Source organism: Mycobacterium sp. NGS19, from assembly GCF_059813155.1.
Genome location: NZ_JCALEB010000007.1, coordinates 156274 through 182390, shown reverse-complemented (window position 1 = coordinate 182390; position 26117 = coordinate 156274). Strand labels below are relative to the sequence as shown.

At 66.9% G+C, this 26117-nt stretch carries 24 protein-coding genes, 1 tRNA gene, 1 other RNA gene and 1 pseudogene; 12 read left to right on the top strand and 15 right to left on the bottom strand.

Annotated elements, in window-relative coordinates; translation table 11 throughout:
- Positions 1–15: 15 nt before the first annotated feature.
- The 6 genes from kasB to aceE all read right to left on the bottom strand — a co-directional run bounded on the left by kasB (position 16) and on the right by aceE (position 8155).
- Positions 16–1269, bottom strand: coding sequence for a 3-oxoacyl-ACP synthase KasB (gene kasB, locus AC5Y4N_RS19935; protein WP_499912078.1), 1254 nt, complete (start codon positions 1267–1269; stop codon positions 16–18).
- A 27-nt stretch (positions 1270–1296) separates the two neighbouring features.
- Positions 1297–2547 carry a 3-oxoacyl-ACP synthase KasA gene (kasA, locus tag AC5Y4N_RS19930; RefSeq protein WP_499912080.1) on the bottom strand — a complete coding sequence of 417 codons (1251 nt, stop codon included), beginning with the start codon at positions 2545–2547 and terminating at the stop codon, positions 1297–1299.
- Positions 2544–2846: a meromycolate extension acyl carrier protein AcpM gene (gene acpM / locus AC5Y4N_RS19925; protein WP_499912082.1), complete on the bottom strand. Its 303-nt coding sequence runs from the start codon at positions 2844–2846 to the stop codon at positions 2544–2546. The genes kasA and acpM overlap by 4 nt, the downstream gene beginning before the upstream one ends.
- A 76-nt stretch (positions 2847–2922) precedes the next feature.
- Positions 2923–3828, bottom strand: coding sequence for an ACP S-malonyltransferase (locus tag AC5Y4N_RS19920; protein WP_499912146.1), 906 nt, complete (start codon positions 3826–3828; stop codon positions 2923–2925).
- Positions 3829–3984: 156 nt separating this feature from the next.
- Positions 3985–5265, bottom strand: a complete 1281-nt coding sequence (locus AC5Y4N_RS19915; protein ID WP_499912083.1) for a PucR family transcriptional regulator — start codon at positions 5263–5265, stop codon at positions 3985–3987.
- Between the two features lie 100 nt (positions 5266–5365).
- On the bottom strand, positions 5366–8155 hold the full coding sequence (gene aceE, locus AC5Y4N_RS19910; protein WP_499912085.1) for a pyruvate dehydrogenase (acetyl-transferring), homodimeric type: 2790 nt from the start codon (positions 8153–8155) through the stop codon (positions 5366–5368).
- Between the two features lie 120 nt (positions 8156–8275).
- Between aceE and AC5Y4N_RS19905 the strand changes: the two genes are divergently transcribed.
- From AC5Y4N_RS19905 to AC5Y4N_RS19890, 4 genes are all read left to right on the top strand, one after another.
- Entirely contained in the window at positions 8276–8851 is a 576-nt protein-coding gene (locus tag AC5Y4N_RS19905; RefSeq protein ID WP_499912087.1) for an Rv2240c family protein, read from the top strand.
- Positions 8852–8937: 86 nt separating this feature from the next.
- Positions 8938–9360, top strand: a complete 423-nt coding sequence (locus AC5Y4N_RS19900) for a DUF3052 domain-containing protein (RefSeq protein ID WP_499912089.1) — start codon at positions 8938–8940, stop codon at positions 9358–9360.
- Entirely contained in the window at positions 9360–9821 is a 462-nt protein-coding gene (locus AC5Y4N_RS19895) for a peroxiredoxin (protein WP_499912091.1), read from the top strand. The genes AC5Y4N_RS19900 and AC5Y4N_RS19895 overlap by 1 nt, the downstream gene beginning before the upstream one ends.
- Before the next feature lie 136 nt (positions 9822–9957).
- Positions 9958–10029 (top strand) — tRNA-Val (locus tag AC5Y4N_RS19890).
- Positions 10030–10080: 51 nt separating this feature from the next.
- Here the strand turns inward: AC5Y4N_RS19890 and AC5Y4N_RS19885 are convergent.
- The 5 genes and pseudogenes from AC5Y4N_RS19885 to AC5Y4N_RS19865 form a co-directional block, all read right to left on the bottom strand.
- The gene (locus AC5Y4N_RS19885; RefSeq protein ID WP_499912093.1) at positions 10081–10332 is read right to left on the bottom strand and encodes a hypothetical protein; all 252 of its coding nucleotides are present in this window, start codon (positions 10330–10332) and stop codon (positions 10081–10083) included.
- Between the two features lie 243 nt (positions 10333–10575).
- Positions 10576–11076, bottom strand: a complete 501-nt coding sequence (locus AC5Y4N_RS19880; RefSeq protein ID WP_499912095.1) for a nitroreductase/quinone reductase family protein — start codon at positions 11074–11076, stop codon at positions 10576–10578.
- 808 nt (positions 11077–11884) lie between these two features.
- A pseudogene (locus AC5Y4N_RS19875) lies at positions 11885–12910 on the bottom strand (serine/threonine-protein kinase); the annotation flags it as partial.
- 30 nt (positions 12911–12940) lie between these two features.
- Positions 12941–13339 (bottom strand): VOC family protein, encoded by a 399-nt coding sequence (locus tag AC5Y4N_RS19870; protein ID WP_499912097.1) that lies wholly within the window; start codon positions 13337–13339, stop codon positions 12941–12943.
- Entirely contained in the window at positions 13332–14147 is an 816-nt protein-coding gene (locus AC5Y4N_RS19865; protein ID WP_499912099.1) for an oxygenase MpaB family protein, read from the bottom strand. The genes AC5Y4N_RS19870 and AC5Y4N_RS19865 overlap by 8 nt, the downstream gene beginning before the upstream one ends.
- Before the next feature lie 36 nt (positions 14148–14183).
- On the opposite strand from AC5Y4N_RS19865, the gene AC5Y4N_RS19860 reads away from it, so the two are divergent.
- Positions 14184–15131, top strand: coding sequence for a cobalamin biosynthesis protein (locus tag AC5Y4N_RS19860; protein WP_499912102.1), 948 nt, complete (start codon positions 14184–14186; stop codon positions 15129–15131).
- Here AC5Y4N_RS19860 and AC5Y4N_RS19855 read toward each other — a convergent pair.
- Together AC5Y4N_RS19855 and AC5Y4N_RS19850 are read right to left on the bottom strand one after the other, a co-directional pair.
- Positions 15113–15907 (bottom strand): SURF1 family cytochrome oxidase biogenesis protein, encoded by a 795-nt coding sequence (locus tag AC5Y4N_RS19855; RefSeq protein WP_499912103.1) that lies wholly within the window; start codon positions 15905–15907, stop codon positions 15113–15115. The two genes, AC5Y4N_RS19860 and AC5Y4N_RS19855, sit on opposite strands and share 19 nt — an antisense overlap.
- Entirely contained in the window at positions 15907–16401 is a 495-nt protein-coding gene (locus AC5Y4N_RS19850) for a low molecular weight protein-tyrosine-phosphatase (protein WP_499912105.1), read from the bottom strand. Before AC5Y4N_RS19850 ends, AC5Y4N_RS19855 begins: the two co-directional genes overlap by 1 nt.
- Before the next feature lie 87 nt (positions 16402–16488).
- Here AC5Y4N_RS19850 and cobC point away from each other — a divergent pair, with 87 nt between their 5' ends.
- From cobC to AC5Y4N_RS19830, 4 genes are read left to right on the top strand one after another with little or no spacing between them, the layout of a single operon-like run.
- Positions 16489–17487 (top strand): Rv2231c family histidinol phosphate aminotransferase CobC, encoded by a 999-nt coding sequence (cobC, locus tag AC5Y4N_RS19845; RefSeq protein ID WP_499912107.1) that lies wholly within the window; start codon positions 16489–16491, stop codon positions 17485–17487.
- Complete coding sequence (locus AC5Y4N_RS19840; RefSeq protein WP_499912109.1) at positions 17484–18608, top strand: Nif3-like dinuclear metal center hexameric protein; 1125 nt, start codon at positions 17484–17486, stop codon at positions 18606–18608. Before cobC ends, AC5Y4N_RS19840 begins: the two co-directional genes overlap by 4 nt.
- A complete protein-coding gene (locus AC5Y4N_RS19835; RefSeq protein WP_499912110.1) occupies positions 18608–19333 on the top strand; it encodes a zinc ribbon domain-containing protein in 726 nt (241 codons plus the stop codon). The genes AC5Y4N_RS19840 and AC5Y4N_RS19835 overlap by 1 nt, the downstream gene beginning before the upstream one ends.
- Positions 19330–20433: a bifunctional RNase H/acid phosphatase gene (locus AC5Y4N_RS19830; protein ID WP_499912112.1), complete on the top strand. Its 1104-nt coding sequence runs from the start codon at positions 19330–19332 to the stop codon at positions 20431–20433. The genes AC5Y4N_RS19835 and AC5Y4N_RS19830 overlap by 4 nt, the downstream gene beginning before the upstream one ends.
- Here AC5Y4N_RS19830 and AC5Y4N_RS19825 read toward each other — a convergent pair.
- Positions 20430–21656 carry a cytochrome P450 gene (locus AC5Y4N_RS19825; RefSeq protein ID WP_499912114.1) on the bottom strand — a complete coding sequence of 409 codons (1227 nt, stop codon included), beginning with the start codon at positions 21654–21656 and terminating at the stop codon, positions 20430–20432. The genes AC5Y4N_RS19830 and AC5Y4N_RS19825 overlap by 4 nt on opposite strands.
- Positions 21657–21750: 94 nt before the next feature.
- Here AC5Y4N_RS19825 and AC5Y4N_RS19820 point away from each other — a divergent pair, with 94 nt between their 5' ends.
- From AC5Y4N_RS19820 to rnpB, 3 genes are all read left to right on the top strand, one after another.
- Positions 21751–22551, top strand: a complete 801-nt coding sequence (locus tag AC5Y4N_RS19820) for a polysaccharide deacetylase family protein (RefSeq protein WP_499912149.1) — start codon at positions 21751–21753, stop codon at positions 22549–22551.
- 116 nt (positions 22552–22667) lie between these two features.
- On the top strand, positions 22668–24155 hold the full coding sequence (locus AC5Y4N_RS19815; protein ID WP_499912117.1) for an HNH endonuclease signature motif containing protein: 1488 nt from the start codon (positions 22668–22670) through the stop codon (positions 24153–24155).
- A gap of 44 nt (positions 24156–24199) precedes the next feature.
- Positions 24200–24602, top strand: an RNA gene (gene rnpB, locus AC5Y4N_RS19810) — RNase P RNA component class A.
- 1 nt (position 24603) lies between these two features.
- Here rnpB and AC5Y4N_RS19805 read toward each other — a convergent pair.
- Positions 24604–26112, bottom strand: coding sequence for a CYTH and CHAD domain-containing protein (locus AC5Y4N_RS19805; RefSeq protein ID WP_499912151.1), 1509 nt, complete (start codon positions 26110–26112; stop codon positions 24604–24606).
- Between the last annotated feature and the right edge of the window lie 5 nt (positions 26113–26117).

Genomic DNA, 26117 nt, shown 5'->3' with positions numbered 1-26117 from the left:
TGGTTTGAAAAACCGTCAGTACTTCCCGAAGGCGAGAGCCACGTTGTGCCCGCCGAATCCGAAAGAGTTGTTGATCGCGTACTTGAAATCGCCGACCCGAGGCTCACCGTGGACCACGTCCAGGTCGATCTCGGGATCCTGGTTCTTCAGGTTCAGCGTCGGCGGGATCACTCCGTCACGCAACGCGAGAACAGTCAGGATCGACTCGACCGCCCCCACAGCGCCCACCGAATGGCCGAGCGCCGACTTCGGTGCGTATACCGCGGCGTCATGGCTGCCCAGTGCATTGCGGATGGCCTTAGACTCCGCGAGGTCGCCGACGGAGGTGCCGGTCGCGTGGGCGTTGACGTGGTCGATGTCGGTGGGCTGCAGACCCGCGAGCTGGATCGCCCGCGTCATCGCATATCCCGCCTGCTCACCGTTCGGGTCCGGCGCCACGATGTGATAGCCGTCCGAGGTGATCGCCGCGCCCATGATCCGCCCGAGGATGGTGGCGCCGCGAGCTTTCGCGTGCTCCTCGGTCTCGATCACCATCAGCGCGCCGGCCTCGCCGAAGACGAATCCGTTGCGGTCCTTGTCGAAGGGTCGGCACGCCCCGGCGGGGTCGTCGTTGGTGGTGGACAACACGATTCGCATCTGGGCGAAGCCAGCGATCGGTACCGCCTCGATTCTCGTCTCGACGCCGCCACAGATTGCGACGTCGGCTTCGCCGAGCGCGATGTTGCGCCACGCATGAGCGATGCCCTCGGACCCGGAGGCGCAGGCCGACACCGGGGTGATGACCCCGGCGCGGGCCTTGCGCTCCAGCCCGACCGCAGCGGCCGCGGCGTTGGGCATGTACTTCTGCACCGCGAGCGGCGAGACCGCTCGCATTCCCTTCGCGCGCATGTCGTCGTAGCCAAAGACCAGCTCCTCGGTGGAGCCCATCCCGGTGCCGATCGACACCATCAGCCGCCGCGGTTCCACCTCGGGCGATCCCGCGTTGTCCCACACCCGCCGGCTCAACACCGTGGACATCTTCTGCAGGTACGAGAGCCGACGCAGTTCCACCTTCGTCAGTTCTTGGTCGAAATCCTCCAGAAGGTGCCCGCCGATGCGCACCGGCAGGTCGTACTCCTCGACAAACGGATCCTCGAGCTTGCGAATACCGCTTTGCCCGTCCAGCAACTTCTTCCAGGTGTCCTCGGCGTCGGTCGCCAACGCAGTCGTCATCGCGATACCGGTGACGACCACGCTGGGAAACCCGTTGCCCGTAGACAGCAGTGCCATCGCTATCCGAGAATCCTTCCGCCGCTGTCAGTACTTCCCGAACGCGAGCGCGACGTTGTGGCCACCGAACCCGAACGAGTTGTTGATGGCGTACTGGTAGTCGCCGTAACGGGGTTCGCCCGCAACGACATCCAGGTCGATCTCAGGATCGGGGGTTTCGTAGTTGAGAGTCGGCGGGATGACCCCGTCACGCAGCGTGAGAACCGTCAGCACGGACTCCAGCGCCCCGACCGCGCCGATGGAGTGGCCGAGTGCCGACTTCGGCGCGTACACCGGCGCGTGCTGGCATCCCGCAACCCGAATCGCGTTGGCCTCGGCGACATCGCCGATCGAGGTGGCCGTGGCGTGGGCGTTGACGTGGTCGATGTCGCTGGGGGACAAGCCCGCAAGCTCCATCGCCCGCTTCATCGCCTTGCCGGCGCGTTCGCCGTCCGGCGCGGGCGCCACCATGTGGTAGGCGTCCGACGTGATGCCGGCACCCATCAGCCGGGCCAGCGGCTTGGCGCCACGGGCCTTCGCGTGCTCTTCGGTCTCGATGACCATCAGTGCACCGGCTTCACCGAACACGAACCCGTCGCGGTTCTTGTCGAACGGCCGCGACGCGCCTTCCGGGTCGTCGTTGCGGGTCGACATCGCCCGCATCATCGAAAACGCCGCGATCGGCAGCGCCTCGATGCCGCCCTCGACACCGCCGCAGACGGCAATGTCTGCGTCACCCATCACGATCTGCCGCCACGCGTGTGCGATGGCCTCAGAACCCGACGAGCACGCCGACACCGGGGTGATGACGCCCGCGCGGGCGCCGAGCTGAAGCCCGACCACCGCGGCCGCACCGTTCGGCATGATCATCTGAACCGCGAGCGGCGAGACCTTGCGGGGGCCGCCCTCGTTCATCAGGTCATAGGTCTCGACGATCTTCTCGCCGCCGCCCAGACCGGTGCCGATGACGACCGCGAACCGATCCGGGTCGACTTCCGGGGTGCCTGCGGTCTCCCAAATCCTGCCGCCGAGCAGCTTGGCCATCCGCTGGACGTAGGACATACGCCGCAGGTCAAGCCGACCCATGTGGTCGTCAACCGGGTCCTTGAGGTGGCCGCCGATGCGGACGGGCAGATCCCACTTGGTGACGAACTCGTCCTCGAGCACGTGGATGCCGCTCTCACCGGCCAACAAACTCTTCCACGTGCTTTCGACGTCGGCCGCGATCGATGTGGTCGCCTCGACGGCGGTTACCACAACGCTGGGGTAACCGCCGTTAGCAGTGGAAGGTTTTGTCATGCGCGCTCCGCTTCGATCTTCGCGCGGATCGCCTCGGCAGCCTCGGGGTTCTCTTCCTCGAGCTTCTGGATGTAGGTGACCACGTCACCGACGGTGCGCAGGCCGGCGAGGTCCTCGTCGGGGATCTTCACGCCGTACTTGTCCTCGGTCTGCACGGCGATCTCCACCATCGACAGCGAGTCGATGTCCAGGTCGTCGACGAACGACTTCTCCGGGGTGACTTCCGACGGCTCGATGCCGGTGACCTCTTCGATGATCTCGGCGAGACCGGCGATGATTTCTTCCTGAGTAGCAGGCACTATGGCTCCTTCTATCGATGGTGCAACTGGTAGAGGTGATACGTCCGTTATGCGGTTGTACTGGCGAGGAGCCGGCTTATAACGCCGCTAACCCGTCCAGGTCTGCGGGTGATTTGACGGCATGCGTGCCGATCCCCCGAAGTTCGCGTTTTGCGATACCGGTGAGCGCCCCGGCGGGCGGGAACTCCACGATCGCGGTGATGTTGCGCTGACGCAGCGTTTCGGTGCAAAGGTCCCAGCGCACGGGCCGAGTCAACTGCGCGACCAACTTGGTCATCGCGTCCTGTGCCGAGGCTACCGGCTGACCGTCGGCATTGGAGAGCACGACGGCGGTGGGCTCGGCGGTTTGCATGGTCGCGGCCGCCGCGGCATATGCCTGCTGAGCCGGCGCCATGAAGTGGGTGTGGAAGGCGCCGGCCGTGGCCAGCTGGCGGACCCGGGCCTTCTCCGGCGGGTTCTCGGCCAGCTTGGCCAGCGCGTCGAGGCGGCCCGCGGCGACGATCTGCCCCGCGGCGTTGCGGTTGGCCGGGACCAGTTCGAGGTCCTCCAGTCGGGCCAGCACGTCGGCCTCGGCACCGCCGAGCACCGCCGACATCCCGGTCGGCTCCACCGCGCACGCCTTGGCCATCTCGCGGCCGCGGGTCGCGGCCAGCGCGACGGCGTCGTCGGCGGAGATGATGCCGCCGATCGCGTAGGCGGCGATCTCGCCCACCGAGTGTCCGGCCAGGATCACCTCGTCGTCGGCCAGCAGGCCGCGCTGGGTCAGTTCGCGATGGGCCAGCAGCGTCGCCGCGACGACGAGCGGCTGGGTGACCGCGGTGTCGGTGATCTCTTCGGCCGACGCGATGGTGCCGAGCCGGACCAGGTCCAGGCCGCTGATCTCAGACCATGACGCCAAGGTGTCCGCGGCGCCGGGCAGCTCCAGCCACGACGAGAGCATCCCGGGGGTTTGCGAGCCCTGGCCCGGACACAGCAGCGCGATCGTTCGGTGAGCCGACGGATTTTGAGGCACGGATTAAGAGAACACTGTGAAAGTGGTTTTACGCGGTGTAAGAGATTATGAACCTCGTCTTAGGTTTTTGTCGAGGCTCCACAAATCCGCATGTGATGCGACTCCATTGCAATCGAAATGCAACCCTCAACCCGCCCGATGCACCCCTCGAGCCGGCGTGACGTGCGCCACAGCGGGTTGATAAACCGTGCCGCGGTTCGTGGCCTGCGACGCCAGCCGGCCGACGGTCGCGGCGACCCGCAGCACGTAGGCGTCGCGCGGGGTGGTGGGGTCGCGCCCGGTGAAGTCGGTGATCCGCTTGAGCCGATATCGCACCGTGTTGGGATGAACGAACAGTTTCCGCGCGCAGGCCTCGATGGCACCGCCCGAGTCCAGGTAGGCGTCCAACGTCTCGGTCAGGGCGGGGCCGGCGTCGGCCAGCGGCCGCATCACCTCCGCGTCGAGCACGGCGATCGCGGACGCGTCGCCCAGCAGCGCCCGCTCCGGCAGCAGCTCGCGGGCGAGCACCGGCCGAGGCGCACCGCTCCAGCCGGCCACCGCGTTCATGCCGGCGATCGCCTCGGTCGCGCTGGTGTGTGCGGCGGTGAAGGTCGGTGCCGTCGGTCCGATCACTACCGGTCCGTCGGCGAAGACGTCGACGAGCTCGCGCAGGAACTTGTCCGTCGCGCTCAGCGGTCCTGAGACGATTGCGATCAGCCAGGTGCCATGCACGTCCGACAGCGCGGCGCGGTTATGGCGTGCGGCGATCTCGCGAACGTCGTCACTGGCAAGGTCGATGCGGTCGGCTCTGGGCAGGCCTACCACGACCGTGGCCGGCGCGGTGGTGTCCCAGTTCAACGTCGCAGCCCGGGACTGCAACTCGGGACCGGTGTCGCCGCGCACGACGGCGTCGACGAGGTTGGCCTCCATCCGGCTGTCCCAGGCGCCGCGGGCCTCGGCTGCGTCGGCGTACGCGGATGCCGCGGTGAACGCCAGGTCGCGGCTGTACCGCAGAATTCCGGTCGTCAGCGCGGTCGCCTGCTCCTCGGAGCGGGCCAGCATCGGGACCACTTCTTCGAAGAACTCCATGGTGACCCGGACCATGTCGACGGTTTGCCGCAAGGCGATGCGCTTGGTCAGGTCCTGCGGCACCACCTCGAACGCCTGCACGGTGTAGCTGACGTTGCTCTTGGGGTTACTCATCCACTCGACGAAGTTCACTACCGCGGTCTGCACCACTAGGTGCACGCTGGCCCGCTGCGAGGCCTCGAGTTCGGAGAAGAACGGCAGCCGCTCCTGCATGGCTGCGACCGCCTCGGTGGCGAACCGGCCGGAGTACTGCTTGAGCTTGCGGAGCAGCGAATCGGGGACGTTGTCGAGCAGCTCGAGCGTCGACTTCGGCGGTGCCGGCCGATCATTGTCGGGCATCCCTAAAAGTTACGCTTCTCTCCTGGAGAGACCTTCCAATGGGGCCGAAGCTCCGCTCGGATTTTTACCACGCCACAGCGGTGAACTCGCTGCGACCGGATCAAGCCACACCCGGGTCGGACGTCTGTTCCGGTGCTGCGAGCACGTCGTCGATGCGGTAGCGGCGGGCAGCCTCGGCGGCGACGGACGCGTCGATCTCGCCGTCCCGCGCCAGACCCGCGAGCACGCCCACCGCAATCGACTCGGCGTCGGTGTTGAAGAAACGCCGGGCGGCCGGGCGAGTGTCGGAAAACCCGAAGCCGTCGGTGCCCAGCGTGATGTAAGTGCCCGGCACCCAGGGCCGGATCTGTTCGCTGACGGCTCGCATCCAGTCGGACACCGCGACGACGGGCCCGCGGGCCTCGGCCAGCGCCTGGGTCACGTAGGGCACTCGCGGCGACTGGTCCGGGTGGCGCAGCCTCTCCTTCTCTATTTCGACGCCTTCACGGTTGAGTTCCCCCCAGCTGGTCACCGACCACACGTCGGCGGCCACGTCCCAATCGTCGGCGAGCAGCTTGGCGGCCCGCAGCGCCTCGGGCATCGCGACTCCCGAGGCCAGGATCTGCGCGGGATACTTACGCTCTTCCGGCGCGGGCCGGTAGCGGTAGATGCCCCGAAGCAGGCCTTCGACGTCCAGGTCCTCGGGCTCGGGCGGCTGTACGTAAGGCTCGTTGTAGATAGTGAGGTAGAAGAAGACGTTTTCCGGGTTCTCGCCGTACATCCGGGCCAACCCGCTTTCGATGATGTGGGCGATTTCGAAGGCGAATGCCGGATCGTAGGACACCACAGCGGGATTGGTGGCCGCCAGCAGCAGCGAGTGACCGTCGTTGTGTTGCAACCCTTCGCCCACCAGCGTCGTGCGGCCCGCCGTGGCGCCCAGTGCGAAGCCGCGGGTCATCTGGTCGCCGGCAGCCCAGAAGTTGTCGCCAGTGCGCTGGAAGCCGAACATCGAATAGAAGATGTAGATCGGGATCATCGGCTCGTTGTGTGTCGCGTACGACGTTCCCGCGGCGATGAACGACGCCGACGAGCCGGCCTCGTTGATGCCCTCGTGCAGGATTTGGCCGGCCTCACTTTCCTTGTACGCCAACATCAATTCGGCGTCGACGGAGGTGTAGAGCTGGCCGTTGCGATTGTAGATCTTCAGCGACGGGAACCACGAGTCCATGCCGAAGGTCCGTGCCTCGTCGGGAATGATGGGGACGATCCGCCAACCAATCTCCTTGTCCCGCAACAGTTCTTTGAACACCCGTACCGTCGCCATCGTGGTGGCCACTTCTTGGTGGCCCGAACCCTTCTTGACCGACTTGTACGTATCGCGCGGTGGGAGCGTCAAAGCCTTTGACTTGGTGCGCCGTTCGGGTACGAAGCCGCCCAGTGCGCGTCGACGATCCAGCAGATAGCGGATCTCCGGCGCGTCGGGTCCAGGGTGGTAGTACGGAGGAAGATACGGATTTTCGTCGAGTTCCTTGTCGGAGATCGGAATTCGTTGTGCATCACGGAAGTACTTGAGATCCTCCAGCGCAAGCTTTTTCATTTGGTGGGTGGCGTTGCGGCCCTGGAAATGCTTGCCCAGCGAGTAGCCCTTGATGGTCTTCGCGAGAATCACGGTGGGCTGGCCCTTGTGTTCCACTGCCGCGCGGTAGGCGGCATACACCTTGCGGTAGTCGTGGCCGCCGCGCTTGAGGCTCCATATCTCGTCGTCGGACATGTTCTGCACCAGTGCCTTCGTGCGCGGGTCGCGGCCGAAGAAATGCTCACGAACGTAGGCCCCGTCGTTGGCCTTGTACGTCTGGTAGTCACCGTCGGGCGTGCTGTTCATCAGGTTCACCAGCGCGCCGTCGCGGTCGGCGTGCAGCAGCGCATCCCACTCTCGGCCCCACACCACCTTGATCACGTTCCAGCCGGCGCCGCGGAAGAACGACTCGAGCTCCTGGATGATCTTGCCGTTGCCGCGAACCGGCCCGTCGAGGCGCTGCAGGTTGCAGTTGATGACAAACGTGAGGTTGTCCAGCGCCTCGAGCGCGGCCACATGCGCGGCGCCGCGGCTCTCCGGCTCATCCATTTCGCCGTCGCCGAGGAACGCCCACACGTGTTGGTCGGAGGTGTCCTTGATGCCGCGGTCGTGTAGGTAGTGGTTGAACCGGGCCTGGAAGATCGCGTTGAGCGGGCCCAGGCCCATCGAGACCGTCGGGAATTCCCAGAAGTCCGGCATCAACCGGGGATGCGGATACGACGGCAGCCCCCCGCCTGGATGACTATGTTCCTGTCGGAATCCGTCGAGCTGGTCGGCGGTGAGCCGGCCTTCCAAGAAGGCTCGGGCGTAGATGCCGGGGGAGGCGTGGCCTTGGATGAACACTTGGTCGCCGCCGCCGGGGTGCGATTTGCCGCGGAAGAAGTGGTTGAAGCCGACTTCGTACAGGGCCGCCGACGACGCATACGTGGAAATGTGGCCGCCGACGCCGACTCCCGGTCGTTGCGCGCGGTGCACCATGATCGCCGCGTTCCACCGAATCCAGCGCCGGTAGCGACGTTCCACTTCCTCGTCGCCGGGGAACCACGGCTCGAGTTCGGTGGGGATGGTGTTGACGTAGTCGGTGGACGTCAGGGCCGGGATCGCGACGCGTTGTTCGCCGGCGCGTTCCAGTAGCCGCAGCATCAAGTACCTGGCACGCGCCGGACCGGAGCGCGCCAAAACGTCGTCGAATGACTCAAGCCATTCACCGGTTTCTTCCGGGTCGATGTCGGGCAGGTATGCCGCGACGCCTTCCCGGATTACCCGTACTCGGTCGGAATCACTTGAGCCGCTTGAGCTTTGGGCTAGGTCACGGCGCGCGAACTCGGTGGTCAACGCACTACTCCTCGTCAGGCGGTGCACGGATAACCTCTATCGTGCCCCTATCGTGCCCCACGTGCACCGGCCCCGGAATTTTCGGGTTGTCGCGGGCGCCAGCCGGTAACCTCATCCGCTGTGGCGGGGGTCCGCGCGATGCGGCGATGGCGAGTCGGTGCTCTGGCATCCGGGCTGACTGCCACGGCGGTCATGGTGGTGGTCGGCTGCACCACCATGACGCGCGGAGAACCGACCGTCGACAGCGCCGACGCTCGCAGCTATCGCAGCTGGGTGGCGGAGTCGTCGTCGCAGGCGGTGGCGTCGGCGAGCGAGCGGGAGTCCACTCGACAGGAGTCGCTGACCGCTGAGGCCGTGGCGAACGCGTGCGAAATGCTCAGTGGCACCAGCGTCGACGCCGTGACGGCCATCAACGCGTATGTCAACGCGGTGGCCACGCGCAACGAGGGGGACGTGGTCGCGAAGGGCCAGGCCGCCGTTGACACGCTCAATGGCGCCGCGGACAAGGTGGCCAGCACTCTCGATTCCGCGCTGTTGCCTCATATGCACGACGCGTTCACGGCTTGGGTGGACGCCACACGTGCGGTCGCCGAAGCCATCGCCGAACGCTATGGCCAGCAGGAATTCAACGCCGAAGTGGACCGGTTCAACAACGCCAACGAGATCGCGTTGGACACCTGCGGCGGTTCGCACTGAGCAAACTGGCCGATGATGCTAGGGCGCTGCGGCCTGGCGTGCGACGATAGGGCGGACAGGGCTCGCGTATTGAGGAGGTCTCGACGGTGGTGGCGGCGGGTGACGCCCCGAACTACGCCCGCAGGCTGGGCATCCAAAAAGATCAGGTTGTTCAGGAGTTGGGGTGGGACGAGGACGTCGACGACGACATCCGTGCCGACATCGAGGAGGCCTGCGGCTCTGAGCTACTCGACGAAGACGCAGACGAGGTTGTCGACGTCGTATTGCTGTGGTGGCGCGACGGTGACGGCGACCTGGTGGACAGGTTGATGGACGCGATCACGCCGTTGGCCGACGACGGCGTCATTTGGGTGCTCACGCCGAAGACCGGCAAACCCGGTCATGTGGTGCCGGCCGAGATCGCCGAGTCGGCGCCGACAGCGGGGCTGATGCAGACGTCCTCGGCGAACCTCGGCGACTGGAGCGCAAGCCGGCTGGTGCAGCCGAAGTCACGGGCAGGGAAACGCTAATGCTGGACGTGGGTAGCCAGGCCCCCGATTTCACCTTGCGCGACCAGAACCAGCAGCCGGTGACGCTGTCGGATTTCCGCGGTCGCAAGAACGTGCTGTTGGTGTTCTTCCCACTGGCGTTCACCGGTGTGTGCCAGGGCGAGCTCGACGAGATCCGCGACCATCTGCCCGATTACGAGAACGACGACGTGCAGACGCTGGCGATCTCGGTGGGACCGCCTCCGACGCACAAGGTTTGGGCCACCGAAAGCGGCTACACCTTCCCGGTGCTGTCGGACTTCTGGCCGCACGGCGCGGTGGCGCAGGCGTACGGGGTGTTCAACGAAGAGGCCGGTTTCGCCAACCGCGGCACTTTCGTGGTCGACCGGGAAGGGATCATCCGGTTTGCGGAGATGAAGCAGCCGGGCGAGCCGCGCGACCAACGGCTGTGGAAGGAAGCACTGGCGGCGCTGCCGTCGTGACGTCCCGCCCTCCCTTCGGCGAGCGTGCGGGTTTGTACGGCGACACGCCGGTGTGGGGCGGCCGTTAGCGATCGGTCGTCGGCGACGAGCGAGCGGATTTCCACACCGACGGCGCAGCCGGTAGCCTCCCGGCACGGGGCGCGTAGCTCAGTGGTAGAGCACTGGTTTTACACACCAGCGGTCGGCGGTTCGATACCGTCCGCGCCCACATCAGAGTCGCGGGCCGTGAACCGCATGGCGCCGACCCACGGTCGACCGGCTACAGGCACTCCGGCGGGCAGACGTGCTCGCCGGCGTTGTCCCACCACTTCCACGGCACGCCGTTGGGATTGGTCCGTGACGCCTGCTGCTGCTCCGGCGGCAACGGGTCAGCCGGTGGCGGTGAGCTGCATTGATGAAAGAAGAACCAGTTGGCGTCCCATACGCAGGCGCTGGCGGGGGCGGCGGCGCCGATGGCCACGCCGCCGCTGATCAGCGCGGCGCTGGCCGCGACGACCAATGCTCGCTTCATGTGTTGCTCCTAGCTTGTTAGTGAATTGGGCAGACGTCGTGGAACCGTCCGCATGTAGCACACGCAGCCCGGCTCTGTTCGGATGGCTGCGCTCGACTGACCCCTCGGCACTTGTACCACGCGCCAGAATCCGACAAGCCGAATTTCGGACAATGCTGCTGTATTAAGTCAATTCGCGGTGGTTGCCTCCGCGGTAACGCATGAGAGTTTCCTCCGCTACACCACCGGCCGGCCAGTCCGCCCCTACGTCGGGGTCAGCCGAAAAATCGGAATTGTCCGACCTACCGCGGCGGTCTTCGCCTTGTAATCGGCGAAGCCTTCGTAGTACTGCTCGGCGAGCCTGTAGAGGCGTTCGTAGTCGGCGGGATCGGTGACCTCCTCGGCGCGGAACGCCTCCCCGCCGAATTCGCATTCGGGATGCGCCTTGAGGTTGTAGTACCACTGCGGATGCTTGTCGCGCCCGTAGTTGGACGCGACGACGATCACGTCATCGCCGTCGTGAAAGTAAGCCAGTTGGGTCTGCCGTGGCTGGCCGGTCTTGGCGCCGCGCATGTGCAGGGTTGCCGAGGGGACGTTGAACATGCCCCAGCTCACCCGGCCATTGGTGATGCGGCCAAGCCACGGGTCAGTTTTCGACGCAATGTGGCGTGCGATGAACTGCCCGGCTCGCGAACGCGCGAAGTCGTTCAGCCTGCGCTTCAGTGCGCTGTCGGGAGGTGTCGGGTCGACGCGACGCAATGGCATGTGATGCTCCAAACCAGATCTTCAGCTAGTTGTGTTTTGTGCTGCCGTTGACACCATGCGTGGTGCTGATCAACTTGGCGTAGCAGTGGTTGTCGTCGAGGCGATGTTGCGTACACCAAGCCAACACGTCGCGGAAGTCGTAAGACCAGAGCCCGGCTACCGTGACCCAGTATTGGTGGTCCGTGTCGAAGGTGGTCCAGTCAGGAGACCACAGCAGCTTGACGTCGGGGTAAGCCTGGCGAAGTTGAAGGTGATCGTTGAGGATTGCCACATAGTCCCACTCGATCCCTTCGGCGCGGAGCCCCAGGTACTTCGAACTCAGTTGCGGAACCCAGCGCTCAGTGAGCGCCCGTAAGACTTCGGACCGGTCGCTGCCAGCGAGCGCAACGAGCCGGTTATAGGCGGCGGTTTGTGCATCAACCGGGCTGGGCGTAGGTGACGTGCTGGGCGTGGATGTCGGCGACGACGCCGACGTGGTGGGCGTCGACGCCGCGCCCGGCTCGGAACGGCCCAGCAAAATGTCGACGCTCGCTTTGGCTTCGGCCTCCGTGAACGTTGACTCGCCCTGACGGCCCACCTGCACGCGGTAGAACTTGGCCCCATCTGGCACGTCGGCGATTCTGAACTGAAGATTGCAGGAGTCGCGCAGCAGATAGCTGCTTTCGAATGTGCCCTTGGCCAAGAGCTTTCCCGCCTCGTCCGCCACGGTCACCGGAGCGCCGGGCCCGACGTCTGCCCGACTGCCCGCACCGGCACATCGATATCCCGACGGCAGGCCCATGGTGTCGATACTGCCCTCGATATGGACGGTGCCCGTCATCGTGAACGTCTGCGGTTCAGCAGGTTTCGTGAAGACTCTGACGGCAAGGTATGCGACCACACACAACGCCAGGAACACCGCAACTCCGGCCAAGGCCACGGGCCACCGCTTCGTCGGCGCGGGGGGCGGCGGTGGTGCGACGCCCGTCGGCGCGGCCGCCCACCATTGCGTGCCCGTGGTCTCAGCATTCGCCAACGCCCGTGCGAATTCCATGCACGACGGAAATCGAGCGTGGGGTTCCTTCGCAAGTGCCTTACCGAGCACCGGATCAAGCGCTGCCAGCTCGGGGCGACGGTCGGCTAACCGTGGCGGCTGGGCGTTTAGATGCTGACCGATCACCACGGCCGGATTCGAGTGTGCATACAGATGGGCCCCGGTGAGCAGGTGAAAAGCGGTGGCTGCCAACGCATACTGGTCCGCGCGCCCGTCGAGCTGTGCACCGGTCAACTGCTCAGGAGCGGCGTAGGCCACCGTGCCCACGGTCATGTTGGTGACCGTCAGGCCGCTGCTCTCGCCAAGGTCTCTTGCCACGCCGAAGTCGCCCAACAGAATTCGCCGCTCGCCGTCATCGAGCTCGGCGATCAAGATGTTGGCCGGCTTGACATCGCGGTGCAGAAGGCCTCGGGCGTGGGCATAGTCAAGCGCGGAGGCGACGGCCGTGACGATCTCTCGTACCGCTACCACCGGCATTCCGTGGGGAAACCGCTCGTGCAACATGCGGGCCGCGTCGGTGCCGTCGACGTAGTCCATCGAGATCCACAGCCGTCCATCGTTTTCGCCGCGGTCATGGATGCCGACGATGTGGGGATGCCACAGCTTGGCGGCCAAATCGGCTTCGCGGTGGAATCGCTCACGGTAGTCGGGGTCGGCGGAGATGTCGGCGCGCAATACCTTGAGGGCGTCCTGGCGAGGCAGACGGGGGTGCTGGGCAAGGTAAACCTCACCCATCCCTCCTGACCCCAAGAGTCGCAGGATGGTGTACCCCGCGAATGCCGTGTTGTCAGCTAACGGCATGGCCCCCCTTTACCCACATGGCGGCGGCCTCTAACCCGGCGGAGCGAAGAACTCCAGGGCTATGCCGTCGGGGTCACGGAAGCTCAACCCGGATCCGTAGCCGGCGTCGACGATCCCGCCGTGGCTGATTCCGAGCTGGTTGAGCCGTTCCATCCACTTCTCGAGTTCACGGCGATCGGCCACGCCGAAGCCGACATGGTCCAAGCCGACCCGGAACTCGGTGAATCGCTCGTCCGGCACGCCGCGCTCATGTTGGTGGATGCCCAGCAGCGTGCCGCCGTCGAGCAGCCACACCAGGTGTCGGAATCCGGCGTCGGTGTGCTCGTCGAGCACCGGCTCCGCATCGAGCAGCCGTCGATACCACGGACCACTGACTTCCATGTCCTTTACGGTGAGCGCGACGTGCGCGAGACCCGGAAAACTAGACAACACGCCGACCCTTTCTGTGCCGAGACCTCATGTCCTGCAGATACATCTGATAGCCCAGCAGCCACAGCCGCCGCGGAATCACCTTGTCGGCCAACCGCAATCCGGTGAGCAGCAGTTCGAACCGGCGCTGCTGTCCGGCACTCCAGGACAACCGCATGTGGGCCCGGAATTCCGGCGGCAGAAAGCCGGTGGTGGCGAACAGGTTGAGGGGACCGCCGACTACTCGCAGCGGCCACGGCAGAAATGCCAAAGTGGCCACGCCGTAGAGGTGCTCACGCACTGGCGGATCGATCCTCAGCTCGTCCAGCGACCGCTTCCAGTACTCGTCAAACGCGGCCCGGTCCACCGGCCACATGCTGTCCGGCACTTGCAACGTCGTGCCGAGCCGTCTGGCGTCGCGGTACACCGCGTCGGCGGCGTCGTCGTCGAGCGGCCCGTAGAGGAACTCATGCTGGTCGACGAAGTAGCGGTACAGGCACGCCGCCACCCACAGTTGCAGCTTGGGGTCAAAAGCGTTGTAGCGCACCGGGCTTTGCTTCGTCGAGCGCACCTGCGCATGGGCGGTGTCGACGGCACGCCGGATCACCTCGCGGTCCTCATCGGTGCCGACGGTCGCCGCCGCCAGATAGGTCCCCGTGGTGCGGGCTCGTTTGAACGGATGCTTGTACACGTTGCCGGAGTCCACCGGACTCTCCAGCACTCCGTAGCCGACGGCCGGCGCCGACAGCTGCATGATCACGTTCGCCGCCGGCAGCAGCAATGCCGCGGGGTTCAACAAATCGGCGACTCGCTGCGGGCGGCGCTTCACAAGAGGCAGTACATCACGATGTGAGACGCTGCCGGAATGTTTGGGCACAGGGCCGTCGGCATCTCGGCCGGCTGGCTCGCGGACCTGGTGTTCGCCGACCCGCGGCGTTTCCATCCGGTCGCCGGGTTCGGTGCAAGCGCCGCGGCGTTGGAGCGCGTCACCTACCGCGATGCGCGCTGGGCCGGGGTGGCGCACATCAGTGTGGTGCTCGGCGCGGTGGCCGCGGTCAGCCTGACCGTCGAAACCCTGTCGGGCCGGCTCAGGAGTGCGACGACCGCCGCCGCGACGTGGGCGGCGCTCGGCGGCACGTCGCTGCTGCGCACGGCATCTCAGATGGCCGAAACGCTGGAGGGGGGTGACCTCCAGGGCGCACGCCACCTCCTGCCGTCGCTGTGCGGTCGTGACCCCGAAGCTCTGGACGCCGACGGGCTGGCCCGCGCGGCGTTGGAATCGTTGGCGGAGAACACGTCTGACGCGCACGTCGCGCCGCTCTTCTGGGCAATGCTCGGCGGGCTGCCCGGCGCGCTGCTCTACCGATCGGTCAACACGCTCGACGCGATGATCGGCTACCGTTCGCCCCGCTATGCCCAATTCGGTTGGGCCGCGGCGCGATTGGATGACCTCGCCAACATGATTCCCGCCCGGGTGACCGCGGCGCTCGTCGTCGTATGCGCTCGGTTGATCGGTGGATCGCCGACGCACGCGGTGCAGGCTTGGCGACGCGACGCCAGCCGGCACCCGAGCCCCAACGCCGGCGTCGTCGAAGCAGCGTTCGCCGGCGCGCTCGGAATACGGCTGGGTGGCCCCACCCGCTATCGGCACGGACTCGACATCCGGCCCGTCCTCGGTGACGGGGTGCCACCCGGCGTGCCGGATCTGCGCCGGGCGGTTCAGTTGTCGCGGATCGTGCAGACGGCTGCGGCGCTCTTGGCGGTAGCCGGCGCAAGCCGCATCGACCTCATCTGTCAGCGCCTCCGGCCGTAGCGGTCGGCGAGTTTCTCCTCAGCCGTCACCGGCGCCGTCGGCTGCTCCGAGCTCTCGCGTCGACGCTGCCGGATCTCCGCAAAGATGAAGTAGCCCAATCCGATCGGCGCCAGAATGCCGAACGCGATCCACTGGATCCCGTACGACAAGAACGGTCCGGCATCCAGATGCGGCAGCGGCAGCACGCCGAGTCCGCCCGGCTGGTTTTCCACGAGTTGCAGGTACGGGGCCGCCAACGCGATCCCGGTCAGCTCGCTCACCTGGCGTGTGTTGATCGAATACACCTCAGCCAGCCCGTTTTCGACGATCGGTGCCTTGTCGGCGCGCTGCTCCGAATCCCGCAGCCGAGCCGTGATGGTCACCGGTGTCGAGGGCGCAGCAGGGATGGGCGGCACCCGCGAGCCTTCCAGCGGCCGCACATAGCCGCGATTCACCAGGACGACAGGTCCACCGTCGACGGCGAAGGGTGTCAGCACCTCGAACGCCGGCTGCCCGTCGACCACGCGTAGGCGCGCGAGCACCGTCTCGTCGGCCACGTAGTGGCCGGTTGCCGTCACGCGTCGCCACTGCGCCGAATCAGCCTGCGGCAGAACCGAAACGAGCGGTACAGGGTCCGCATTCAGCGAGGCCGCGATCTGATTGTTCTCACGCGAGGTCTTGGTGTTCTTGCCCAGCTGCCACGGCGCCAAGACCGTGAAGCACAAGTACGCGAACGCCGCGACCACGACGGCCAGCACCAGCCAGCCCGGCCGGAAAACGAACGCCCAGCGTCGCATCAGCGCCTCACGCCCCGCGCGGCCAACTGTTGGTCGACCCAGTCGTGCAGGCCCGGCAGCGACGCCTCGATCACTTCGAACGTCTCCTCGAAGTCGGCGTGCGCGCCGTAGTACGGATCCTCGACGTCCAGCGCATGCGCGCCCGATCGCGGATCGAACGAGCGCAACAGTCTGATCCGCTCGCTCGGCACGCCCAGGTGAGCGAGCATCCGGGCGTGATTGCGGCCCAGGGCCACCACCAGGTCGGCGGCCAAGTGGTCGTCGTCGAGTTGGGCGGCGCAGTGCGCGGTGGGATAGCCGTGGGCACGCAGCACGCGGCTCGCGCGTTCGTCGGCCTCGCAGCCCACGTGCCAGTCCCCAGTGCCGGCGCTGCTCACCCGCACGTGCTCGTCCAGGCCCCGCTCGCGAAGTTGATGAGCGAACATCTTCTCCGCCATCGGCGACCGGCAGATGTTGCCGGTGCACACGAACGTCACGTGCAAGGGCTCAGACACCGAGCACCTCGCGCAGTGCGATCGTCAATTGCGGCCGTGCGGTCACCCGTCCATTCTCTCTGATCGCCGCGCACTACTGTTTCTGCTGTGCGGTACCACGGCGACCAGGCGGCGACGCCCGGAATGCTGGACTTCGCGGTCAACGTCCGCGGCGCCGCGCCACCGGCGTGGTTGCTCGACCGGTTGGCCGCCCGCCTGGCGGATCTGGGCCGGTATCCGAGCCAGGAAGACGAGCACGCGGCGCGGGCAGCGGTAGCCGCCAGGCACGGCCGCGACGCCGCCGAGGTGCTGCTGCTCGCCGGCGCCACCGAGGGGTTCTCGCTGCTGGCCAATCTGCGGCCGCGTCGTGCCGCGGTGATCGCGCCGTCGTTCACGGAACCCGCGGCCGCGCTGACGGCCGCCGGCGTTCCCGTCGTCAACGTCGTGCTGGCCGCGCCGTTCGGCCTTCGCGGCGCCGTGGTGCCCGACGAGGCCGACCTCGTGGTCGTCGGCAACCCCACCAATCCGACGGCGGTCCTGCACGCCCGGGAGCTGATCGACGCCCTGCGCCGTCCGGGCAGGATCGTCGTGGTCGACGAGGCGTTCGCCGATGCCCTTCCCGGCGAGCCGCAGTCGCTGGCGCGCGAGCCGCTGCCCGACGTGGTGGTGCTGCGCAGCTTGACCAAGACGTGGGCGCTGCCGGGCCTGCGGGTGGGCTACGCCCTGGCCGCGCCCGAAGTGCTGGAGCGGCTGGCCGTCACCCGCCCGCACTGGCCGTTGGGCACGTTACAACTCGAGGCGCTCACGGCCTGCAACTGCGCAGCCGCTGTGCTGGAGGCCGAGAAGGAGGCGGGCAGGTTGGGTGCGATGCGCGCGGAAATGGTCGACGCGCTGACCGCTTCCGGGGTGCGGGTGATCGACGGCGCCGCACCGTTCGTGCTGTTCGAGGTCCCCGACGCGCACTTAGCCCGAAAGCGGCTGCGCGAGAAGGGGATTGCCGTGCGTCGCTGCGACACGTTCGAAGGTCTCGACGGGCAGTACCTGCGTGCCGCGGTACGACCGGAATGGCCAACGCTGGTCACCGCGCTTGCGGAGATCCTGACGTGAGTGTGCTTCTGCGCGACGTCATCGACGTGCTGGAGCAGGCTTATCCGCCGCGGCTCGCGGAGGAGTGGGATTCGGTGGGTCTGGTGTGTGGCGACCCCGGCGATGTGGTGACCGACGTCGTCGTCGCCGTCGACGCCACTCCCGCGGTGGCTGCCGAGGTACCCGACGGCGGCCTGCTGCTGGCGCATCACCCGCTGCTGTTACGGCGGGTCGACACCGTCGCCACCAGCACCCCCAAGGGTGCGCTGGTGCACTCGCTGATCCGCACCGGCCGCGCACTGTTCACCGCCCACACCAACGCCGACTCGTCGTCGCCGGGGGTGTCCGACGCGCTGGCGCAGGCCATCGGTGTAGAGGTGGACGGCGTGCTGTCTCCGATGTCGGACGGTCCGGCTCTGGACAAGTGGGTGGTGTTCGTGCCGCCGGAGAACGCCGACGCGGTCCGCACTGCGATGTTCGCCGCCGGCGCCGGGCAGATCGGCGACTACTCGCACTGCAGCTGGAGTGTGACCGGTATCGGCCAATTCCTGCCGCACGAGGGGGCCAGGCCGGCCATCGGCAGCATCGGATCGGTCGAGGAGGTCACCGAGGATCGGGTCGAGGTGATTGCGCCCGCATCGGCCCGCGCTGCGGTGCTGTCGGCGATGCGTTCCGCACACCCCTACGAGGAACCGGCGTTCGACGTGTTCGCGCTGGCGCCGCTGCCCGGTGACGTCGGCCTCGGCCGGATCGGTCGGCTTCCCGCGCCAGAGCCGTTGCAGGCGTTCGTGTCCCGGGTTCGCCGCGGCCTGCCTCCGACGTCGTGGGGCGTACGTGCAGCGGGAGATCCGGACCGGACGGTATCGCGGGTGGCGGTCTGCGGGGGAGCGGGTGACTCGCTGCTCGACGCGGTGGCTCGCGCCGGCGTCGACGTCTACGTCACCGCCGATCTGCGCCACCACCCCGCAGACGAACATCGTCGGGGATCCGACGTCGCACTGATCGACGTCGCGCACTGGGCAAGCGAGTTCCCGTGGTGCGCTCAGGCGGCCGAAGTATTGCGCAGTTCTTTGGGCGAGTCGCTGACCGTGCGGGTATCGGACATTCGCACCGACCCTTGGAACGTCGAGGAGGTGAACTGATGAAAGCTGCTGTAGATCAACAACGGTCGCTGGCCGAGATCGTCGAGATCGACGCCGAGTTGGCACGCGCCGCGCACCGTCGCTCGCGGCTCCCGGAGATCGAGCGCTATGAGGAACTGCAGTCGCAGCAGCGCAGCGCCAACGACCGCCTCGCCGCACTGCAGCTTGCGCTCGACGACCTGCAAACACAGATAAGTCGTTTCGAGGGTGAGATCGAAGCGGTACGGCAACGGGAAGAACGGGATCGCAAGCTGCTGGCGTCCCCGGGGACAGATGCCAAGCAGCTCAACGACTTACAGCACGAGTTGGAGACGTTGCAGCGCCGCCAGGCCAGCCTCGAGGATTCGCTGCTGGAGGTCATGGAGCGCCGCGAGAAGCTGCAGCTCGACCAGAAACGCGAGCTCGCCGAAATTGACCAATGGCAGGCCGAGCTTGGCATTGTCCAGCAGTCTCGTGACGAGGCGCTGGCCGAGATCGACCGAATCGCCGAAGAGCGCGCACAGCGCAGGGCGGAGCTTGTCGCGAGCCTGGATCCGGAACTCGTGGCGCTGTACGAGCGGCAACGGTCCACGGCCGGGGTGGGTGCCGGATTGCTGCAGGGACGACGGTGCGGAGCGTGCCGCATCGAATTGGATCGCGGCGAACTTGCCCGCATTTCTGCGGCTGCCGACGACGAGGTTCTGCGCTGTCCCGAATGCCGGGCGATCCTGTTGAGGGTCGCATGAAGGTGATCGTCGAGGCCGACGGCGGCTCGCGCGGCAATCCGGGCCCTGCCGGTTTCGGCTCGGTGGTGTGGTCGGCTGATCACTCGACGGTGCTGGCGGAGATCAAGGAAGCGATCGGCACCGCCACCAACAACGTCGCCGAATATCGCGGATTGATCGCGGGACTCACCGAGGCCGTGCGGCTAGGTGCCAGCGACGTCGAGGTGGCGCTGGACTCCAAGCTCGTGGTCGAGCAGATGTCGGGACGCTGGAAGGTCAAGCACCCGGATCTCGCCGAGCTGCATCGCGAGGCACGCGAGCTTGCCGCCCGGTTCGACACCGTCTCGTACAGATGGATTCCGCGGGAACAGAATTCGCATGCGGACCGGCTGGCGAACGAGGCGATGGACGCGGCGGCGGAGCTCACCGACCCGCCGGCGCGACCGTCACCTGAGACTGCGGTGTCGTCGTCTCCTGCCCGCTGGACCGGTGCGCAGGGAGCTCCGACGCGGATGTTGTTGCTGCGCCACGGCCAAACCGAGCTGTCGGTGCAGCGCCGCTACTCGGGCCGCGGCAATCCGGCGTTGACCGATTTCGGTCGGCGCCAAGCGGAAGCCGCTGCCGAGTATGTGGCTGAGCGCGGCGGCATCGCCGCAGTGGTCACCTCCCCGTTGCAGCGTGCCTACGACACCGCGGCCACCGCGGCCAAGGCGCTCGGCGTCGACGTCGTGGTCGACGACGACCTCATCGAGACCGACTTCGGCGCATGGGAGGGGCTGACATTCGCCGAGGCGGCCGCGCGCGATCCGGAACTGCACCGAAAATGGCTGGGCGACACCAGCGTTGCCCCGCCACGCGGTGAAAGCTTCGCCAGCGTGCAGCATCGCATTCGTCGGGCCAAAGACCGGATCATCGCTGAAAACGACGGTGCCACAGTGCTTGTGGTGTCGCACGTGACGCCGATCAAGACCATGCTGCAGCTGGCATTGGGCGCCGAATCCAGCATTCTGTACCGGCTGCACCTCGATCTGGCGTCGCTGTCCATCGCCGAGTTCTACCCCGACGGCAATGCGTCGGTCCGGTTGGTGAACCAGACCGACTATCTACGCCATCTGCGCTAGCACGGCGTCAGATGAACAGGCATGTGCCGCACGCCGGTGTGCTTGTTGCTGCGGACATACTCCACCGGTCCAGCAAGTGACACCTCGGCGACGCGGTCCAGCAGCGCGTCCAACACGACGCGAATCTCCATCCGCGCCAGAGCTGCGCCCAGACAGAAGTGGGTTCCGCGCCCGAATGCCAAGTGGGGGTTGGGATTTCGGGTGATGTCGAAGGTGTATGGGTCGGCGAACACCGACTCGTCGCGGTTGGCCGAGGCCCACCACAGCGTGACCTTGTCGCCGGCTCTGATCTGCTGACCGCCGATCTCGACGTCACGGGTGGCGGTGCGGCGGTTGTACGGCGTCGAGGACGCCCACCGCAGAATCTCCTCTGCGGCTCGGGGCAGCAATGAGCGGTCATTGCGCAGCCGTTCCATCGCGTCCGGGTGTTCGCTGAGCGCCATCATGCCGATCGCAATCGAGTTGCGGGTGGTCTCGCTGCCCGCCGCGATGATCAGCGAGAAGAACATGTGCTGTTCCATCTCGGACAGCGGCTCGCCGTCGATCAGCCCGTGCGACACCACCGACAACAGATCGTCGGCAGGGTCGCGGCGCTTGCGCTCGAGCAGCATCGTGCCGTACGCGAACATCTCCGCGGACGCCTGCTGGGTTCGGGCGGTCGCCTCACCGACTTCGCGGTCGTCGTAGTCCAGGGTGACGTTGGCCCAATTCAGCAGCTGGTGGCGGTCCTCTTGAGGCACACCGACCAGCTGCGCCACCGCCTGCAGCGGCAACTCCGCCGCCACGTCGACAAGGAAGTCGCAGTCCGCCTTGGCCACCGCCGCGTCGACAATCTGACTCGCGCGCCGGCGTAGGTCTTCCTCGATGGCCGCCAAGGTCTTGGGCGCGACGCTGGGCGTCAGCAGCCGGCGGAATTTGGCGTGCCGGGGGTCGTCCATCATGTTGAGCAGGACGCCGATTGCCCAGTCGCGCGCCATGTCCTCGAGCGTCGTGCCGCCGCCCTCGCGGTCGCCGCCCGTCTCCGACGAGAACGTCGCCGGGTCGGCCGCGGCGGCGACGATGTCGGCGTAGCGGCTGAGCACCCAGAACCCTTCGCCGCCCGGCGTGTGCGGCGTCGGCGGATGAAACCACACCGGCGAGACGCGCCGAAGTTCGTCGAACCAGTGGTACGGAAAACCAGCCGCGAACCGGTCGAGGTCGGTCAGGTCGATCTCGTCGTGCATGCAGATACGGTCTCACAACGGCGTGTGACCGCTGTTTTTGTTGTTACCAGTGATACGGTCCGCGCCTGTGGCAGAGCTCAACCGGCGCAGGTTCATGGCTGGGCTTGCCGTCGCGATCGTGTCGGGTGTCGGCATCGCCCGCTGCGAAGTGAGTACGGCGCCGCGCGTGCTGGCAGCGGCGAAGGATCCCGTGCCGGTGCCTGCGCCGGCCCGCTTGCCCGGGCTGCTGCCGCCGCCTCCGCCGGCGTCGCGAATTACCTTGCCCGGCAACGGGGCATTGTGGAGTCTGCCCGGCAACGGCGACGCGCTGGCGCTGACCCTCGACGACGGCGTGGACAGCGACGTGGTGCGGATGTATACCCAGTTCGCGAAGGACACCGGGCTGCGATTCACGTATTTCGTCAACGGCCGCTACAGCTCGTGGACGGACAACAAGGACCTGTTGCGGCCGCTGGTGGAGTCGGGCCAGATCCAGTTGGGGAATCACACCTGGTCGCATCCGGACCTGGCGACGCTGCCGGTAAAGCGGGTGATCGAGGAAATCGGCCGCAATCACACGTTCTTGAAAAAGACGTACGGCGCGAACGCCCGACCGTACTTGCGGCCGCCGTACGGCAGCCGCAACCCTCCCGTCGACCAGGCCGCCGCCGCACTGGGCTACACGGTGATGACGCTGTGGTCGGGCGACTTGGGTGACTCCAACGTCGTCACCGAGGACTACATCGTCAAGCGAGCCGACAAGTACTTCACCCCGCAGACCATCGTGATCGGCCATCTCAACCACAAGCCGGTCACCCATGTCTACGGCCAGCTCGTCGACATGATTCGCGACCGCCAGCTGCGCTCGGTCACGCTGAACGACGTCTTCTTGAAGCCGTCGTCGGCGCTCGTGTAGGAGCGCCGCCGAACAGGTGCAGGGCACTCGGTGTGGGCCGCCGACCCAGTGGCCTGGCGGGTCCCACGGTGATCTGGAAGCCAGCGATGTCGGTGGCGACTTCTATGATCGAAAGCATGTTCGAACCTGTGCGGGGTGCGCCGGTCGAGACATTTTCAGGTGTCGACGACGCGGGCGTCGTGGCGGCGATCGGGGCTGCTGCGGTGGAGGAGAACGCCGCGTGTGCGCGCCGGTTGGTGGCGATGGGGGAGTTGTATGCGCGACGCGCGCCCGAGGATGGCGACGACCGCGCCTGCTGGCTGATCGACGGATATGAAAGCTTGACCGCAGAGGTGGCCGCGGAGTTGGGCATCAGCCGCGGCCGAGCGCGGGGGCAGTTGCGGTACGCGATTGAGTTGCGCGACAAGCTGCCGCAGCTGGCGAAGGTGTTCGTGACCGGGGCGATCGACATGCGGATGGTGATCACGATCGTCAACCGGGTGCAGTTGATCACCGACACGCAGTTGATGGCGAAGGTAGATGCCGAGCTGGCGCGACGCGCTCCGGGCTGGACGCGGTTGTCGGGGCCCAAGCTCGAGGCGCGCATCGATTGGTGGGTGGAGCGAGTGGATCCTGCGGGGCGGCGCCGCCCGCACGAGCGCCCCGAGGACCGCCATGTGGTGTTCATGCCGGCGACTGGCGGGTTGGAGTCGATGTATGCACAGGTTCGTGCCACCGACGGAGCCCTCATCGATGCGCGCCTGGATGAGTTGGCCGCCACGGTATGCCCGGACGATCCGCGCACTGCCGATCAACGCCGCTCCGATGCGCTGGGCGCGATGGCTGCCGGCCTGGACGGGTTGCGCTGTGAGTGCGGCTCGCAGGAGTGCAGCGCGACCGCCCGGCCCACCGGTGCGAGCGTGGTGATCCAAGTGCTCGCCGAGCAGTCCACCGTAGACGGCACGTCCGATACCCCCGGCCACATACCCGGTCGGGGGGTGGTGCCGGCGGCCATGGTGCGCGAGTGGGCATCGCAGGCTCGGCTCAAGCCGTTGGCGGTTCCGGGCCCGAATACCACCGCCGAAGCGGGGTATCGGCCCTCGGCGGGGTTGGCGGCGTTCATCCGGGCGCGCGATCTGACGTGTCGGTTCCCGGGTTGTGACGCCCCGGCAGTGATCTGCGATGTCGACCACACGATTCCGTGGCCGTCGGGTCCGACGCATCCGTCAAATTTGAAACTAATGTGCCGTGCGCATCACTTGCTGAAAACGTTCTGGGTGGGGGCGGGCGGTTGGGCCGACAAGCAAGCACCTGACGGCACGGTGACCTGGACGGCGCCGTCCGGGCGCACCTACACGACCACACCCGACGGTGCGGCGTTGTTTCCCGTATTGGGCACGCCGACAGGCGAATTCGCGGTCAAGCCAACCGTCGCCGACGACGCCGGGCCGGGTCGGGCGCTGATGATGCCGCGGCGCCGACGTACTCGCACACAAGAACGACGCGAACGTATTGACGCCGAACGGCGCATCAACGAGCAACTCATCAAGCGCCAGCAATGGCTGTTCGCCGAACTCGAAAAGCGCCGACAAGCCAAAGCCGACGACGACCCGCCACCCTTTTGAGGCTCGCGGATTACTCGCTCGACCCAGTACGTTTATAGGGCGGACGAGTTGGCCGGGCGGCCGCGGGTCGTAGCAATACGGCTCGAGGAAAGTCCGGACTTCACAGAGCAGGGTGGTTGCTAACGGCAACCCGAGGCGACTCGCGGGAAAGTGCCACAGAAAACAGACCGCCACCGCTTGCGGTGGTAAGGGTGAAACGGTGCGGTAAGAGCGCACCAGCATTCCGGGTGACCGGGATGGCTAGGTAAACCCCACCCGAAGCAAGGCCAAGAAGGCCGTGGCGAAAGCCGCGGCTGCGCGTGCGTCCGAGGGTTGCTCGCCCGAGCACGCGGGTAGGCCGCTTGAGGCACCCGGCGACGGGATGTCCAGATGGATGGTCGCCGCCGCGCCGCCGTGGTCAGCCGCGACGGTGTGGAACAGAATCCGGCTTACAGGCCAACTCGTCCCTCTACAACGCCTTCGAAACGGCCTTGGCAAGCGCCTTCAGCGCTGGCCGCAACTGCTCGCGGCTGCGGCGTGCGATCTCGGTTTCGCGCTCGTAGAGCACCCCGTAGGTGAACGTGTCCTCACCGGCGGCGTGTGCGGCCTGCGCCTGCTGAGCCAGATGCGTCCGGCTGACCACGCTGTCCTGGTGGTCGCCCAGTAGCGATTGGATGTTCTTCGCCGCGTCGGACACCTTCTTCGACCCGGTGGCCGCAGCGGTATACCGTAACCGCTTGGCGCTCTTGCGAATTCGATGCAGCGCCTCGTCTCGGTGCTCGTCCTCAGCCTTCTCGGCGCGCTTGGCCTGCTTACGCACCCGCTTGTAGCCGGACTCGATGGTCGCATCCGGCGACGACTCCTCGTCCTCCGCGGGCGGAGGCGGCTCAGCGGCCACCAGCCCCTCCAGCGCGTCGAGCAACCTGAAGTACCGCTGAGAACGCATGGCGGCGACCGACTTTCGCCATCCCGACCGGTACCGCCGGCGAGCCCCTTCCACCAGCCGCTCGCGCACCGGCCCGCGCACCAGCTCGTCGGGCAGCTCGTCGAGCGCCTTCTCGTACCGTTCGGCGAGCACCTCGGCGTCCCGCGCCACGCCCAGCACGCTCGCCAATTGGCGCAGCTCGTCGAGGATCCACGCGTCCCCTGACAACCCGAACGACGACTCCGCCGCCTGCAACAAACTGCGGATCTTGCGGGTAGTCACCCGCATCTGGTGCACCGAGTCGTAGACGTCGGCGCGCACCGCGCGATCCCACACCAGCAGGTTCTCGATCTCCTCGGCCACCGCGCGGTGCACCGGATCGTCGACTGCAGGCACCACGGGCCGTTCCGGCGCCGAACCGTCCAACACGCGCGCCAGCTTCGACCCGTGGGCCGCCGGTTGGGCGCCGGCGTCCAGCAACCGATTGGCCAACCGGTCCAGCAGCGCACCGTCCGCCACCCCGTTGCTCAGCGCCTCCTCCGACAGCTCGAGCTCCCACTCGCGCCAGTGCTGTTGCGACTCATCGCCGTTGGCCTGGGCCGTCACCTCGTCGTCGGCGAATTCCGCCAGCGGTGTCCCGTCGGCCCCGTACAAATGCTCGACGGTCCGGTTTGTCGTGATCCGCGCGACCGGCTGGAGCGGACGGTCGCGCACGATTGCCAACACCACATCGCGCAGCTCGGCCGGAACCTCGTCACTGTCGCCCAGCGGTGCTCGTACTTCGGTCCGGGAGTCGGGCCCGGCGGGTAGCTTCAGGTGCCAACCCGCGTCGGAGCCGCCGGTGCGCCGGCGCAACGTGATGCGGTGGGCGGCAAGGTCGCGCCCGGGGGTGTCGTAATAGACGGCGTCGAGTCTTTGTGAAGGCTCTCGCTCCACCCGCGTCACCGCGGCAAGACCTTCGAACGACGGAGACACCGTCGTGTCGACGACGTCGAACTTGCGCTCAACCTCCAGATGCTTGGAGGCGCCTTCCGATGGTGCCATCACGCACAGCGTGC